Source organism: Desulfitobacterium metallireducens DSM 15288, assembly GCF_000231405.2.
Lineage (GTDB): Bacteria > Bacillota > Desulfitobacteriia > Desulfitobacteriales > Desulfitobacteriaceae > Desulfitobacterium_A > Desulfitobacterium_A metallireducens.
This window is the reverse complement of record NZ_CP007032.1, coordinates 3,125,647-3,140,057: the sequence shown is the minus strand read 5'-3', so window position 1 is coordinate 3,140,057 and position 14,411 is coordinate 3,125,647. Positions and strand designations below refer to the sequence as shown.

The 14,411-nt window shown below is 41.3% G+C and carries 14 protein-coding genes and 1 riboswitch; of the genes, 11 read left to right on the top strand and 3 right to left on the bottom strand.

All coding sequences use genetic code 11. The features are described from left to right. The first annotated feature begins 33 nt into the window (after positions 1–33). The 4 genes from DESME_RS15075 to DESME_RS15060 all read left to right on the top strand — a co-directional run bounded on the left by DESME_RS15075 (position 34) and on the right by DESME_RS15060 (position 3,798). Complete coding sequence (locus DESME_RS15075; RefSeq protein WP_006716738.1) at positions 34–846, top strand: MBL fold metallo-hydrolase; 813 nt, start codon at positions 34–36, stop codon at positions 844–846. A 26-nt stretch (positions 847–872) separates the two neighbouring features. Further along, a complete protein-coding gene (locus DESME_RS15070) occupies positions 873–2,009 on the top strand; it encodes a S1C family serine protease (RefSeq protein WP_006716740.1) in 1,137 nt (378 codons plus the stop codon). Between the two features lie 90 nt (positions 2,010–2,099). After that, entirely contained in the window at positions 2,100–2,579 is a 480-nt protein-coding gene (gene rlmH, locus DESME_RS15065; RefSeq protein WP_427846196.1) for a 23S rRNA (pseudouridine(1915)-N(3))-methyltransferase RlmH, read from the top strand. Positions 2,580–2,616: 37 nt separating this feature from the next. Beyond that, complete coding sequence (locus DESME_RS15060) at positions 2,617–3,798, top strand: benzoate/H(+) symporter BenE family transporter (protein ID WP_006716743.1); 1,182 nt, start codon at positions 2,617–2,619, stop codon at positions 3,796–3,798. Here DESME_RS15060 and DESME_RS15055 read toward each other — a convergent pair. Then, positions 3,785–4,486 carry an MBL fold metallo-hydrolase gene (locus DESME_RS15055; RefSeq protein WP_006716745.1) on the bottom strand — a complete coding sequence of 234 codons (702 nt, stop codon included), beginning with the start codon at positions 4,484–4,486 and terminating at the stop codon, positions 3,785–3,787. The genes DESME_RS15060 and DESME_RS15055 overlap by 14 nt on opposite strands. Positions 4,487–4,592: 106 nt before the next feature. Between DESME_RS15055 and DESME_RS15050 the strand changes: the two genes are divergently transcribed. Then, positions 4,593–4,964, top strand: a complete 372-nt coding sequence (locus DESME_RS15050; RefSeq protein ID WP_006716747.1) for a VOC family protein — start codon at positions 4,593–4,595, stop codon at positions 4,962–4,964. A 265-nt stretch (positions 4,965–5,229) separates the two neighbouring features. Continuing rightward, positions 5,230–6,897 (top strand): glutamine--tRNA ligase/YqeY domain fusion protein, encoded by a 1,668-nt coding sequence (locus tag DESME_RS15045; RefSeq protein WP_156922823.1) that lies wholly within the window; start codon positions 5,230–5,232, stop codon positions 6,895–6,897. A 150-nt stretch (positions 6,898–7,047) separates the two neighbouring features. Here DESME_RS15045 and ybaK read toward each other — a convergent pair whose 3' ends face one another. Further along, the gene (gene ybaK / locus DESME_RS15040; RefSeq protein WP_006716751.1) at positions 7,048–7,521 is read right to left on the bottom strand and encodes a Cys-tRNA(Pro) deacylase; all 474 of its coding nucleotides are present in this window, start codon (positions 7,519–7,521) and stop codon (positions 7,048–7,050) included. Between the two features lie 185 nt (positions 7,522–7,706). On the opposite strand from ybaK, the gene DESME_RS15035 reads away from it, so the two are divergent. Beyond that, positions 7,707–7,931, top strand: a complete 225-nt coding sequence (locus DESME_RS15035; RefSeq protein WP_006716753.1) for a hypothetical protein — start codon at positions 7,707–7,709, stop codon at positions 7,929–7,931. 62 nt (positions 7,932–7,993) lie between these two features. Further along, positions 7,994–8,168: riboswitch (Lysine riboswitch) on the top strand. Between the two features lie 118 nt (positions 8,169–8,286). Next, entirely contained in the window at positions 8,287–9,540 is a 1,254-nt protein-coding gene (gene lysA / locus DESME_RS15030; RefSeq protein ID WP_025248853.1) for a diaminopimelate decarboxylase, read from the top strand. A gap of 164 nt (positions 9,541–9,704) precedes the next feature. On the opposite strand, the gene gdhA is transcribed toward lysA, so the two are convergent. Next, complete coding sequence (gene gdhA / locus DESME_RS15025) at positions 9,705–11,039, bottom strand: NADP-specific glutamate dehydrogenase (protein WP_006716757.1); 1,335 nt, start codon at positions 11,037–11,039, stop codon at positions 9,705–9,707. A 349-nt stretch (positions 11,040–11,388) separates the two neighbouring features. Here gdhA and asnS point away from each other — a divergent pair, with 349 nt between their 5' ends. The 3 genes from asnS (at position 11,389) to DESME_RS15010 (ending at position 14,385) form a co-directional block, all read left to right on the top strand. Next, the gene (asnS, locus tag DESME_RS15020) at positions 11,389–12,780 is read left to right on the top strand and encodes an asparagine--tRNA ligase (protein WP_006716759.1); all 1,392 of its coding nucleotides are present in this window, start codon (positions 11,389–11,391) and stop codon (positions 12,778–12,780) included. A 122-nt stretch (positions 12,781–12,902) separates the two neighbouring features. Beyond that, on the top strand, positions 12,903–13,169 hold the full coding sequence (locus DESME_RS15015) for a hypothetical protein (protein ID WP_006716760.1): 267 nt from the start codon (positions 12,903–12,905) through the stop codon (positions 13,167–13,169). Positions 13,170–13,215: 46 nt separating this feature from the next. Beyond that, positions 13,216–14,385, top strand: coding sequence for a pyridoxal-phosphate-dependent aminotransferase family protein (locus DESME_RS15010; protein WP_006716762.1), 1,170 nt, complete (start codon positions 13,216–13,218; stop codon positions 14,383–14,385). Positions 14,386–14,411: the final 26 nt, after the last annotated feature.

The following is a 14,411-nucleotide window of genomic DNA, read 5'->3' as shown; positions in this document are numbered from 1 at the left end:
CCCTAGTGGTTAAAATGAAGAAGGTGAAAGACAGTGCATTTTGCGACTCTCGTAAGTGGAAGTTCTGGCAACGCAACTGTCGTTGGACATAAAAATAGAAATTTCCTTGTTGACTGTGGTGTTTCTCTTAAGGCGTTACTCCATAATCTTGAGCTCATTGATATTTCTTCCTCAGAGATTGAGGGGATCATTGTGACGCATGAACATAAGGATCATATTAAAGGAATTGGCCCAGTCGCCCGTAAATTAAAGATTCCAATCTATGCGACAGCAGGAATTTGGGAGGAAATGACCTCTTCACTCGGGAAAATTGATGAACAGCAAAAGGTTATTATTTCAGATCAGTTTTCTTGTGCAGGACTTGATGTTCAGGTCTTTCCAACGTCACATGATAGCAGGGAAAGTTACGGATTTAGAATTCAAAGCCCTGAGACGGGATCTTTTCAGTCAAAAGCGCTTGGAATTGCAACGGATACCGGGATTATTACCGAGGAAATGAATCGCTATCTAAAGGGGTGTGATGGCCTTGTTGTCGAGGCTAATCATGATGGAGAACGGTTATGGAATGGAAGATATCCCTGGTATCTGAAAAAAAGAATTAGTGGGGATCGAGGTCACCTTGAAAACAAACAGTTAGCTGAGGGACTTTTGGAATGGATCCAAGAGAATACAGAACGGGTTGTTCTTGCCCACTTAAGCGAAGAAAATAATACTCCAGAACTTGCTCTTTCTACTATCCTTAAAATTCTCAAGAATTCAAAAGTGGCAAAAGAGAATCCAGAGTTACGCTTAAGGGTTGCACCACGTCATACGCCGCATGAACTCATTATTTTAGGAGAAGACTAAATTGGAGTATCGAGGAGGTCTAGAATATGAGTTATTATAATGACGGTTCTTCTAAACGTAGGCCAAGCACGTTCTTTATTGTGGTCATAGCTTTAGTAAGTGCTATTGTGGGTGGATTGATTGCAGTAGGTATTGTCGTTCCAAATGTTAATGCTAATCGCGCAACCAATCAGGTCGTTTTAGGTCAGGGCCAAACGACCCCGCCCGTAAACGTTACAAATCCTACTGGCTTTCCGGTGGCTGAGGTTTCTAAGGCAGTAGGCCCCGCTGTAGTTGGGGTGGGTAATTTTCAGCAATCTGGCCGTCTTTTTGGAAATAGCGGATTGTCTGAGGCGGGGAGCGGTTCTGGCTTTATTGTAGATGCTAAGAATGGTTATATTGTGACCAATAATCATGTCATAGAAGGGGCTAAAAAACTCGTTGTGAGTTTGGCTGATGGACGAAATCTTGATGCTACTCTTGTCGGAGCTGATGCCCGTACCGATTTGGCGGTCATAAAAATTTCGAGTGTGGATAACTTAACGGCTGTTCAACTCGGAGATTCAGAGAAACTTCAAGTCGGAGAGCCAGTTGTAGCTATCGGCAATCCAGGAGGTCAAGAATTTGCTCGTTCGGTGACGGCAGGGGTTGTTTCGGCTAAAAACAGAGTTTTACAGATTCAGGGCGAATCCAGTTTCAACCTGATTCAAACAGATGCTGCAATTAACCCAGGAAACAGTGGCGGTCCGCTTGTTAATTACCAAGGGCAAGTCGTGGGGATTAATTCAGTGAAAAATGCCGAGCCAGGCTTTGAAGGAATGGGTTTTGCAATTCCAATAACAGATGCCTTGCCTTTCATTCAACAAATGATTGAAAAAGGATATGCTAGCCATCCTGGTTTGTACGTTTCAATCGATGATCGTTATACTGAAGAATGGGCAGCGCAGCAAGGTTGGCCAGCTGGGGCTTATATTGCTAAGGTTCTTTCTGGTGGAACAGCAGATAAAGCAGGAATAAAAGCAGGAGATGTTGTGACGAAAGTTAATGAGGTCACGATAAATAATGCTCTAGATCTCACCCGTGCACTCTTTAAATTTAAGCCTGGGGATGAAGTCAAGTTAACCTATTATAGGGACGGTGCAACTAAGGAAGTATCCGTTACTTTGGCTGAGCTGAAACAGTAATAATGATTTGTGTGAGTCAAGGATATACATGGAGAAGGGGAGAATACAAAGAATGTATCCTCCCCTTCTAGAATTTGAGGCGAGAAAATGTTGCAGGCTAAGGCTATAGCCGTCGGTAAGGTAAAAGAAAAGTATTTGCAGGACGGGATAAAAGAATATACCAAGAGATTAAGTTCCTATTTACGGCTAGATATTATTGAGGTTGCGGATGAGCCTTGTCCAGAAAAACTCTCTGCTGCGGAGGAAGATCGTGTTCGGGAAAAGGAAGGAGAGCGGATTCTTAAAGTTTTAAATCCTCAGGACTATGTTGTATTGCTTGATCTCAAGGGCAAGGAATTGACCTCTCCAGAACTCGCTAATTTTATTGATGAGTTAGCTTTGCATGGACGAAGTAATATCGCTTGGGTGATTGGCGGATCACTAGGAGTTGCGGATGAAGTCAGAGAGCGAGCGGATTTCCGCTGGTCCTTTTCGAAACTAACTTTTCCTCATCAGTTGATGCGGATGATGCTTTTAGAGCAAGTCTATCGGGCCATGAAAATTAGCAAGGGTGAGCCTTATCATAAGTGATAGGCAGATTTGAGCGTCGGTTTAAGGAGAAGCAAGCATGGAAATTCATCCATTTCGAGATTTGAATTCAAGAAATATAACAGTAGGTATTGTAGCTGCGTTATTAGCAATTACCGGTCCACCTGCTCTGATCTTAGAAGCAGCTACCAAAGGGAATTTCACGACAGAACAAACTATTTTCTGGATGTTCTCTGTATATGTATTCGGCGGAATTTTGAGCATAATAATGCCCTTACGTTATCGAATGCCAATTGTGGGAGCTCATTCGATTACAGGAGTAGCCTTTCTTGCGACAGTCACTACACAATTTACCTATCCCGAACTGATTGGGGCTTATCTTCTTTCCGCATTATTGATGTTGCTTGTTGGCGTTTTGGGTATTTTTTCAAAGCTTATGGATTATGTACCCCAGGAAATAATCTCAGCAATGCTCGCAGGCATGATCACAAAATATATCGTTAATTTTGTAGTTTCCACTACGCAGCTATTTATCGTTGGGGGTATAGGCCTTCTTGCCTATCTCTATTTTAGTAAAGGGAAGAAGCGGATTCCGCCTATGGTTGCTGGGGTTATAACAGGAACGGCCCTCTTGCTTTTGACCTATCCTTTAAGCAGTAAGGGGATGATAGCTGATTTTGCCTTTCCACAGGTTCAAACTCCTGATTTTAGCTATATCAGTTTTCTCTCTGTTTCTATCCCACTCGCTCTTCTTATTCTAAGTAATGATGCAGCAGTGGGGATTGGAGCATTAGAGCAAAATGATTATCATCCACCGGTTAATCGGCTTGTTTCATTGAGTGGTGTTTTTTCGATCATTACGAGTTTTTTTGGTGGGCAATCGGCAAATGTTGCGGGAATGATGACTGCAATATGTGCGGGTGAAGAGGCCGGTCCGAGGGAAAAGAGATATATGGGAGCGGTTGTTTCTGGAGTGATCATTCTATTTTTTGGGTTATTCTCTTGGATGCTTATTCCTTGGATTCAATCTTTACCGCCAGCCTTTATTTCAATTCTTGTTGGCTTTGCCCTGCTCGGTGTGTTCGGAAATAGTTTGCAGATTAGTTTCTCCCGGCCTACGATGAAACTAAGTGCTGCACTAGCTTTTGTTATCGCATTATCAAATATTACGCTTTTCAATATCAGCGCCCCGGTATGGTCCTTGTTAGTGGGAACGTTGATTGCTCGCTATGTTGAAAATGAGGCAGTTACTTCTCGGTAGGAAAGGAGAGGCTCCTTTCTCTGCTTCTATCGCTAAAAGTGAGGATTTGGGTTGGAGAATCTTCCATTTTTTCTGCAAACTGTACAGCCACTTCATCATGACCAAAGGAATGCATGGGAATCAAAACCTGTGGATGAACCTCCTGAATAAAATGTTCTGCACCAGCAGAATAATTCTTCTCTAGTCTTGGATCGACAGGGAAGAAGGCAATATCAATAGGTTCTCCCTTTATTTTTTCGATTTCATTTTTATAGCCTGATTCGGCTTTTTCCATCTCTTCGGGAGTATCGATCCAATACCACCAATTTAAATCACCGGCGTGAAAGAGATGGATTCCCTCGCATTCGACGAGAAATGAAACACCGATATCGGTGGAGTTATACGCTTTAATTTTAAGTCCATCAATAGTGCATTCCTCATAGGGAGATAGTGACTGAGTATGTGTAACTTCGGGAGGGATACTAATATCACTGCTCAGAATGTAGTGGATATCTGCTTTTGTTCTTTGCCATTCAAAGATGATAGGATTAAAATGGTCAGCATGGCTATGTGAAGAAAAAATATAAGTAGGCTTGTCGCTAAGCTGAATAGGACCTTGATAATAATCAAAAATAAGAATGTGACCCTTGGTTTCAACACTGAAACCACTGTGATATAAATAATTAATTTTAATCGTATTATCTCCCATTGTTATCACCTCGTAATGATTATACAATAATTCTAATAAGCTTATTAATTATTATTGATTATAGAGTTAAAGGTATACTGAAAAATTGAGGAGGAAGGGATTCTAAATGGAATTTACATTCAATCATAATAATATTAATGTCCTTGATTTAGAGAAAAGTCTTAATTTTTATAGTGAAGCGTTAGGCTTAGTTGAGGTTAAGAGAATTGAACCCCAGGATGGGAGCTTTATTCTTGTTTACCTTGGTGATGGATCTACACAACATTCGCTTGAGTTAACTTGGTTAAGGGATCGATCAGAAGCTTATAATTTAGGGGATAATGAATTTCATCTTGCTTTGACGGTCGATGATTTTGAAGCGGCCTATGAACATCATCAGAAAATGGGATGTATTTGTTTTGAAAATAAAGAAATGGGAATCTATTTTATTAATGACCCCGATAATTATTGGGTAGAGATTTTACCTGCTCGATTTTAAAAGTAGTGCAATCAATATAAGGAATGGTTGTTGAAATGCAAAGAGCTGAAACTTCTTTAATAAAGGGTTCAGCTCTTCTTTAAATCTGACAGAAGATTCATATATGAAACAAATGGGAACACTAAAAGCGATAGAAGAAGGAAAAACTTATTCCGGTGTAGAATTTTATTCGGATGAATAATCGCCACTAAGATGATCACGATTGGTGGCTAGGAAATAAGGCATATAAAATCTTAGGGTAGATGTGAATGAGATAGAAAGGTTGATATCTGTGGAAAACAATTCGTCTAATTTCTTGCGCAATATTATCATCGAGGATCTAAAGTCCGGTAAAGTCAATCATATTCAAACGCGTTTCCCTCCCGAGCCTAATGGCTATTTACATATTGGCCATGCTAAATCAATCTGTTTAAATTTTGATTTGGCGGATGAGTTCAAGGGAAAGACCAATCTTCGCTTTGATGATACGAATCCGGTTAAAGAAGATACGGAATATGTGGAGTCAATTAAACAAGATGTAGAATGGTTGGGTTATGAATGGGATAATCTTTTCTTCGCATCCAATTATTTTGAGGAGTTTTATAAGCGTGCAGTTTTGTTAATTCAAAAGGGGAAAGCTTACGTCTGTGATCTTTCGGCTGAGGAAATCCGCAAAGCACGGGGAACCTTAACTGAACCAGGAAAAGAAAGTCCGGATCGTCATCGGTCCATTGAGGAGAATTTAGATCTCTTTGAGCGGATGCGTAAAGGGGAGTTTAAGGATGGGGAGAAGGTTCTCCGAGCAAAGATTGATATGTCTTCCCCGAATATTAATTTGCGTGATCCGATTCTCTATCGAATTGCTCATGCCACTCATCACAACACGGGAGACAAATGGTGTATCTACCCAATGTATGATTTCGCTCATCCGTTAGAGGATGCAATTGAAGGAGTAACTCACTCGATTTGTACTTTGGAATTTGAAGACCATCGCCCCCTTTATGATTGGGTAGTCGGTGAATGTGAGATGGCTAATGTTCCTCATCAATATGAATTTGCTCGTTTAAATATCACCAATACCGTGATGAGCAAACGTAAACTCAAACTGTTGGTGGATGAAAAAGTCGTTGATGGTTGGGACGATCCTAGAATGCCAACGATTTCAGGACTCCGCCGTAAAGGGTATACGCCTGAGTCAATCCGTAATTTTGCACGGGAAATTGGGGTTGCTAAAGCAGATAGTATCGTCGATGAAAAGATGCTCGAGCATTTTATTCGGGAGGATTTAAAGTTAAAGGCTCCTCGAACAATGGCAATTCTTCAGCCTTTGAAAGTTGTCATCACAAACTATCCAGAAGGACAAGTGGAAATGCTTGAGGCTGAAAACAACCCAGAAAATCCGGAAATGGGAAATCGGCAAATTCCCTTCTCTCGGGAAATCTATATTGAACAAGATGATTTTATGGAGACACCACCACCAAAATATTTTAGACTTTTTCCTGGAAATGAAGTTAGGTTAAAGCATGCTTATTTTATTAAATGCGAAGAGGTTATTAAAGACGAACAAGGGAAAGTAATCGAGATTCATTGTACTTATGATCCAGAGACGAAAAGCGGATCTGGATTTACGGGTCGAAAGGTTAAAGGAACGATCCACTGGGTAGAAGCGAGTCAAGCGCTTTCCGCGGAGTTCCGTCTTTATGAGCCGCTAATTCTTGATGAACAAATGAAAGCGGAAGAAGAGGAAGGTAAGACGTTCCTCGATTATATCAATCCTAATTCGCTCGAAGTCCAACAAGGCTTTGTCGAACGGAATATGGAAGAGGTTAAGGCTCAGGATAAATTCCAGTTTTACCGTCATGGGTATTTTAATGTCGATTCGAAATATACGACTTCCGAGAAGCCGGTATTTAATCGGATTGTCTCAATGAAGAGCTCATTTAAAATCAATTAAAGAAACTACTAAAAGGTACCTAGAAATGAAAAAGGGACTGTCGCAAAACAGTCCCTTTTTCGGTGCTCAAAATAATTATAGACTATTGCAAAAGACCCGAAACTACACGACCATAGGTTTTGCGACAGCACCTTGTTTAATCAAGGGAAACTAAGTAGTGATTGCTCCAGTTTTCGCTTCTGTGACCTGGAGGAGATCTTCGGGTTCGATGAAGATCTGTAAGCCCCGCATTCCGGCGCTGATGGATAAGCCATCAACTAACTCTGCTGTCTCGTCGAAAAATACAGGATATTTTTTCTTTGTACCGAGGGGGGAGACTCCACCGCGGATATATCCGGTTAGGGGCTGAACCTCTTTTAAATGGACGACTTCGACTTTTTTATTGCCGCTGAGTTGGGCTAAGGCTTTAAGGTTAAGTTCTTTGTCAGCAGGAATGCAAGCGATGAGAACGCCTGTTTTATCTCCGCGCACAACGATACTTTTAAAGATCTGTTCAGGTGGAATTCCGACTTTTCGAGCTACAGTAACAGCAGACAAGTCTGATTCATCTACTTCGTAGGGAATCAGTTTATAGGAAATCCCCGCTTGATCGAGGATCCGTGCAGCATTTGTTTTTTGAGACATATCCAGACCTCCTTAACAGGTAAGTTTCTATTTTTTTTGGATACTTTCAATATAAGGAATGAACAGTCTTGAGTCAAGGGAGTTTCCACAAGGAACTTTCTTATAATCATGTTTTTGAACTTATTTGGGCACTCTAACTTATATTCGATACGACAGCACAATAAATTTTGAGGAGGCATATGTTAATGAATGAGGAAAAAAGCAAGCCAGAAGAACTTCAACGCCAATTATGGGAGCCTGCAGGCGTTGTCAGTGTTACGGGTCAAACGGGAGATGATTATGGTTCTGAACCGCATGAGAGCAAAAAAGGAGGCCAAATTACTTTGGAGGTCGAGGAGGCTCTCCATAATAAAGGACTAATGGAAGGCGTCTCACACAATACTTCAAAGTCAGACAAGATGCAATCATAGGTCAGGCGAGTGTTGTGTTGACATAGGATTCAATCTGTTGCATAATAGATGATAATAAAAAAGTGAATGATAGAGGTGCGGTGAATAAAGAGTACGTATTGTGAGGTAGCCAAACAATGACCAATACGGAAAGGAATTCCCGCCGAAGTCTAGGTTCAGGGCAATGAATCTTAGGCTGGGCTTGCAGTGAAAAAGTGCAAGACTGTCACCGGAAATTGGTGGAGTGCTATCTCGTCCATTAAGGGTGGAGGATTATCCTTCTACCTTTGAAGCGGTTGTGAGTGTACTCGTGACCGCTTTTTTGATGGGGATTTTAATCGAACCATTCACCAAAGATAAAAGGGAGGATTGGATCGTGGCCAATAAAACATTACCTTTTAGCCAGGAAAAATTAAAAAGAATTGTATCCCAGTATGGAACTCCTTTTCATATTTATGATGAAAAAGCAATCCGCGAGAATGCTCGGCGTTTAACTCAAGCTTTTGCATGGGCGCCAGAATTCAAAGAGTATTTTGCAGTGAAGGCGACACCCAATCCGTATCTTTTAAAGATTCTGCGCGAGGAAGGCTTTGGCGCGGATTGTAGCTCTCTCGCAGAACTGGTCTTAGCAGAGAAGAGTGGAATTACCGGCGAAAATATCATGTTTACATCAAATGACACTCCTGCTGAGGAATTTATGAAGGCAAGAGAGATTGGTGCGGTTATTAACCTAGATGATATTACCCATATCGAATTTTTAGAAAAAGTAGCGGGTATACCTGATCTCATTTCTTTTCGCTATAATCCAGGTCCCTTAAGATCAGGAGGTAATTCCATTATAGGAACTCCTGAAGATGCAAAGTATGGGTTGACGAAAGAACAACTGTTTCATGCATACAAGATTGTGCAGGACAAGGGCGTGACGCGCTTTGGGCTGCATACCATGGTGATCTCGAATGAACTTAATCCGGATTATTTTATTGAGACTGCAGAGATGATGTTTGATCTCGTTGTTGAACTCAAAGAAAAGTTAGGAATAAAAATTGAATTTGTTAATTTTGGGGGTGGAATAGGAATTCCTTACCGTCCAGAACAAGAACCCATTAAACTCGAATATGTTGGCGAAGGGGTTCGTAAAGCTTATGAGGAACGGATTGCCTCAAAGAATTTACATCCCCTTAAATTGGCCATGGAATGTGGACGGGTGATTACAGGACCTTATGGGTACTTAGTTACACGAGCTCTTCATAAGAAAGAAATCTATAAAAACTACATTGGATTAGATACGTGTATGGTGGATTTAATGAGACCGGGTATTTATGGGGCCTATCATCACGTCACAGTCGTGGGAAAAGAAGCTTTGCCGAAGGATCATGTCTATGATATAACCGGTAGTCTATGCGAGAATAATGATAAATTTGCTGTGGATCGGCAACTTCCACGCATTGACCTGGGAGATCTTATCGTGATTCATGATACGGGTGCGCATGGGCATGCTATGGGCTTCAACTATAATGGCAAACTTCGCTCAGCAGAACTTCTTCTCAAAGAGGATGGAACTGTTGATATGATTCGTCGAGCGGAGACGCTTGAGGATTATTTTGCCACTCTGGATTTCTCAAAACTTTAATGAGTTTAACGCGTTAGGAAAAACGGTAGATAAAGAAAAACGGTGGAAGGATTCATAGTGAATCTTTTCCGCCGTTTTTGCTTACAGTAATCGAACCCGCTTCTAAGAACCTATTAGTGAACGGATGTTGAGAAGCTACACGATTTTAAGTATAAGTATAAGTATTAAACGATCCCTTGTGCTTTCATGGCTTCTGCTACTTTTAAGAATCCGGCAATATTAGCTCCGGCAACGAGGTTGCCTTCAAATCCGTATTCTTTTGCAGCATGGCTTGCATTGTTGTAGATGTTAACCATAATATTCTTGAGTTTAGCGTCAACTTCTTCAAAAGTCCAAGAGTAGCGCATGCTGTTCTGCGACATTTCAAGAGCAGAAACGGCAACTCCGCCAGCATTCGAAGCTTTACCTGGTGCATAAATGATTTTTTTGTTTAAGAATAGGTCAACAGCTTCTGGAGTGGAAGGCATATTAGCACCTTCGCCGACTGCAAAGCAGCCATTAGCGAGCAGTGTTTCTGCAGCTTTACCATCAAGTTCGTTTTGAGTTGCACAGGGAAGTGCAATGTCACAAGGAACTGTCCAGACGCCTGCGCAGCCTTCATGGTACTTAGCATTTGGGTGAATTTCTACATATGCTTTAATCCGTTTACGTTCAACTTCTTTAAGTTGCTTAATCGTGTCGAGCTTGATGCCATCTGCATCATAGATATAGCCGTTTGAATCGCTCATGGTAACAACCTTAGCACCGAGTTGTTGTGCTTTTTCAGCAGCATAAATTGCGACATTACCTGAACCGGAAATAACAACGGTTGCACCGTTGAAGGATTTTCCTTGAGCTTTGATGGCTTCATCCATGAAGTAGACTAATCCATAACCTGTGGCTTCTGTCCGTGTAAGGCTGCCGCCAAAGGTAAGACCTTTACCGGTTAGAACACCTTCATAGAGATTGGTAATTCTTTTATATTGCCCAAACAGATATCCAACTTCACGTCCGCCAACCCCGATATCTCCTGCAGGTACGTCAGCATCTGCGCCAATGTGACGGTAGAGCTCAGTCATGAAGCTTTGACAGAAACGCATGACTTCAGCGTCAGATTTTCCTTTAGGATCGAAGTCGCTTCCTCCCTTTCCGCCGCCGATAGGGAGCCCTGTTAAGGAATTCTTGAAGATTTGTTCAAAACCTAAGAATTTAATAATTCCGAGGTAAACGGAAGGATGGAAACGGAGGCCGCCTTTATACGGTCCGATAGCGCTATTGAATTGAACTCGGAAACCACGGTTAACTTGGACTTTTCCTTGATCGTCAACCCAGGGGACGCGGAACATCAGTTGTCTTTCCGGTTCAACGATTCGGTCAAGAATTCCAGCCTCAACATATTCAGGATGCTTTTCGAATACAGGGGCTAAGGTATCCAAAACTTCTTTGACAGCTTGATGAAATTCAACTTCACCTGGATTGCGTTTAACGGCTTTTTCGAGTACTTCTTGTACGTAGGACATAACTTTACCTCCTAATATTTTTTAGACAATTTATGAGTGAGTAACAACTGAGGAGCCATCCTTGAATCTATATTTTGTGTTGTGCAACAGATATATTCTCGATAAAACTGCATTTTCCTTCGTATAAATGTTATGTGTATTGTATTCATTATTGGATTCGTTTGTACAATGAGAATAAATGAGGAGAAAAATGGACTCAGCCCTCTTTGTTTATGAGTGACAACTGACGATAGATTAGAAAGAAGAAGGATTTTGGAGGTGCGGGGTGGAATTTATTATTCAGATAAATTGCGAATCAAATTTAAATCACATCAACATAATAGAATCAGAGTGAAGGGAGATTTTATGGATGAAGAGCACTTTAATTAAAGATATTTACCGAAATTCTGCGCTGTATTTAAATCAAGAAATAGAGGTCTCAGGATGGGTTCGGACTCTCCGCGCCTCGAAAGCGTTTGGCTTTATAGAGTTAAACGATGGGACTTTCTTTAAAAATATTCAAGTTGTTTTTGAAGAGGGTTTGGAGAATTACGCGGAAATCACGAAATTAACGACCGGAACCTCGCTTATCGTTAAGGGTATCTTAGCTGAATCACCCGGAGCAAAGCAACCCTTTGAGCTTAAAGCTCAAACGATCGTTGTTGAAGGAGAGTGTGCTTCAGATTATCCTCTCCAAAAGAAACGGCATTCCTTTGAATATTTGCGGACGATTGCCCATTTGCGTCCTCGAACGAATACATTTGCTGCTGTTTTCCGGGTGCGTTCCATAGTCGCCTTCGCGATTCATCAATTTTTTCAGGAGCGAGGTTTCGTCTATGTAAATACGCCGCTTATTACCGGGAGTGATGCTGAAGGGGCCGGGGAAATGTTCCGCGTAACTACTTTAGATTTAAATGCTTTACCACGGACAGAAGAGGGGAAAATCGATTTCAGCAAAGATTTTTTTGGAAAGGAAACGAATCTGACGGTAAGTGGGCAGCTCAATGCTGAAACCTACTGCATGGCCTTTCGAAATGTATATACCTTTGGCCCAACTTTCCGAGCGGAGAATTCGAATACCGCTCGTCATGCTGCAGAGTTCTGGATGATTGAGCCAGAGATTGCTTTTGCTAATTTAGAGGATGATATGGAGTTAGCTGAAGACATGATTAAATATATTATCAATTATGTTCTTGAAAAAGCTCCAGAAGAGATGGCATTTTTCAACGAATTTGTGGACAAAAACTTACTGGAACGACTGAATAATATTGTTCAATCGGATTTCGAGCGGGTCACATATACTCGGGCCATTGAGTTATTAGAGAAGGTCAAGGATCAGTTCGAATATCCTGTGGAGTGGGGAACAGATTTGCAAACAGAACACGAACGTTATTTGACAGAGCAAGTCTTTAAAAAACCTATTTTTGTTATCGATTATCCTAAAGATATTAAAGCTTTTTATATGAGAATGAATGAAGATCAGAAGACGGTTGCAGCGATGGATCTTCTTGTTCCTGGTATTGGAGAAATTATTGGCGGTAGTCAGCGTGAAGAGCGTTTAGAGGCTTTAGAGAAAAGAATGAAGGAACTTGGACTTAAGCAAGAGGATTACAGCTGGTATCTTGATTTGCGTAAATATGGAGGAACCCATCATGCGGGATATGGCCTGGGCTTTGAGCGAATCATAATGTACTTGACAGGTATTTCGAACATCCGAGACGTTATTGCTTTCCCAAGGACGGTAAAGAACGCAGAGTTTTAATACAATAAGGTCAAAAGATAGGTTGAATCCGATCTTTTGACCTTAGATTTTTTATCAGTAGACATTTGTCCACCTGGACAGGGCATTTAGAATGTGATAACGTTAGTTATAGGAGGAATGGTATGAATTTAATGGTTACCTCTGAGGCTCAAAAGTACATTTTACTGAATGGTGGGAATGCATTAGCTAATTTGCGTCACCCAAGAATACAATTGGGTTGTCCGGATGAAACTAAAGCTGACGTCAACACTTACAAGGAAGTTCTGCTTAATGGTCAAGTTAGAGTATATATCCATTTATCTCTATTAAACTTGGATGATAGTTATAACCTTAAAATAGATACAGGATGGGGCCTTTTTGGGAAAAAATTAGTTTTAAGAGGATTATAATTAACTTTAATTGTAATTATATACCAATCTAAGGAGGAAAATTTTAATGCCAAATCGGGAATTATTACTCATCCCAGGTCCGACACCGGTCCACGACGACATTTACAAAGCTTTAGCTGGTGAGACCATGGCTCATACTGATGCTAGGTTCGTCAAAATCTTCAAGAATAGCTTGGAAATGACCCGACAACTGTTTAACAATACAGATGGCGAGGTTTTTGTTGTAGCTGGATCCGGGACATTATCCATGGAAATTGCCATCATGAATACGGTGGCTCCAGGTGAAAAATTATTAGTTGTTAGTCATGGTTTCTTTAGTGATCGTTTTACGACCTTAGCTAAAGCATTTGGTATTCAAGTGGATACGATTCAAGCTGAATGGGGTCAGCATGTCGATGCTGCAGAAGTTGAAAGGAAATGCGCAGAAGGTCACTATAAAGCAGTAACTGTAACCCACGTGGATACTTCGACTGGCGTCGTGGCTAACCTTGATGAGCTGGTGCCCGCTGTAAAGAAAAGTGGAGCGCTTTTCATTTTGGATGGAGTTTGTGCATCAGCCGCAATTGAAGAGGATATGCAGAAGGAATACGGAAATGCCGAATATCGGCTTGATGTGGTTTTAACAGGATCTCAAAAAGCAATCGGTGTTCCACCGGGATTGGCGATTGTTGCTTTTGGTCCGAAGGCGCTTGCTGCTCGTGAAGCGAGAGAAAGTGTTTTGGGATATTATGCCGATATCAAAAATTGGATCCCGATTATGCAGGATCCTGGAAAGTATTATGCAACTCCACCGGTTAACATGATCTATGCTTTTGAAAAAGGGTTGGAAATGGTAATCAATGAAGGCTTAGATACTCGCTATCGTCGTCACGCTGCATTGGGCAAAGCCGTCCGAGCAGGCTTAGCTGTCTATGGCATGAAACCTTTAGCTTCCGAAGAAGTTGCAGCACCAACCTTGAGTTGTATTCTCTATCCTGAAGGGGTTAATGATGCGGAATTCCGTTCGAAGTTAGCTGCTAAAGGAATGATCATTGCAGGTTCTTTAGCCTCACTAGCAGGTAAAGCGTTCCGGATTGGCCATATGGGTAATGTTGTAGAGGCTAATTTTGTTAAAGCCATAGAGCTTGTCGGGGAGACTTTGCATGAGATGGGGAAAGAAGCCGACGTTCAAGGCGCTGTAAACGAATTTAAACGTGTTTACGAAGGAAATCTGTAGAAACGTGGAAATATATTCTTCGTTTC

Excerpts from the sequence above, each read along its gene's own strand:
- DESME_RS15070 (WP_006716740.1), top strand. The coding sequence starts at position 873 with ATGAGTTATTATAATGACGGTTCTTCTAAACGTAGGCCAAGCACGTTC.
- DESME_RS15060 (WP_006716743.1), top strand. The coding sequence starts at position 2,617 with ATGGAAATTCATCCATTTCGAGATTTGAATTCAAGAAATATAACAGTA.
- DESME_RS15055 (WP_006716745.1), bottom strand. The coding sequence starts at position 4,486 with ATGGGAGATAATACGATTAAAATTAATTATTTATATCACAGTGGTTTC.
- DESME_RS15050 (WP_006716747.1), top strand. The coding sequence starts at position 4,593 with ATGGAATTTACATTCAATCATAATAATATTAATGTCCTTGATTTAGAG.
- ybaK (WP_006716751.1), bottom strand. The coding sequence starts at position 7,521 with ATGTCTCAAAAAACAAATGCTGCACGGATCCTCGATCAAGCGGGGATT.
- DESME_RS15035 (WP_006716753.1), top strand. The coding sequence starts at position 7,707 with ATGAATGAGGAAAAAAGCAAGCCAGAAGAACTTCAACGCCAATTATGG.
- gdhA (WP_006716757.1), bottom strand. The coding sequence starts at position 11,039 with ATGTCCTACGTACAAGAAGTACTCGAAAAAGCCGTTAAACGCAATCCA.
- asnS (WP_006716759.1), top strand. The coding sequence starts at position 11,389 with ATGAAGAGCACTTTAATTAAAGATATTTACCGAAATTCTGCGCTGTAT.
- DESME_RS15015 (WP_006716760.1), top strand. The coding sequence starts at position 12,903 with ATGAATTTAATGGTTACCTCTGAGGCTCAAAAGTACATTTTACTGAAT.
- DESME_RS15010 (WP_006716762.1), top strand. The coding sequence starts at position 13,216 with ATGCCAAATCGGGAATTATTACTCATCCCAGGTCCGACACCGGTCCAC.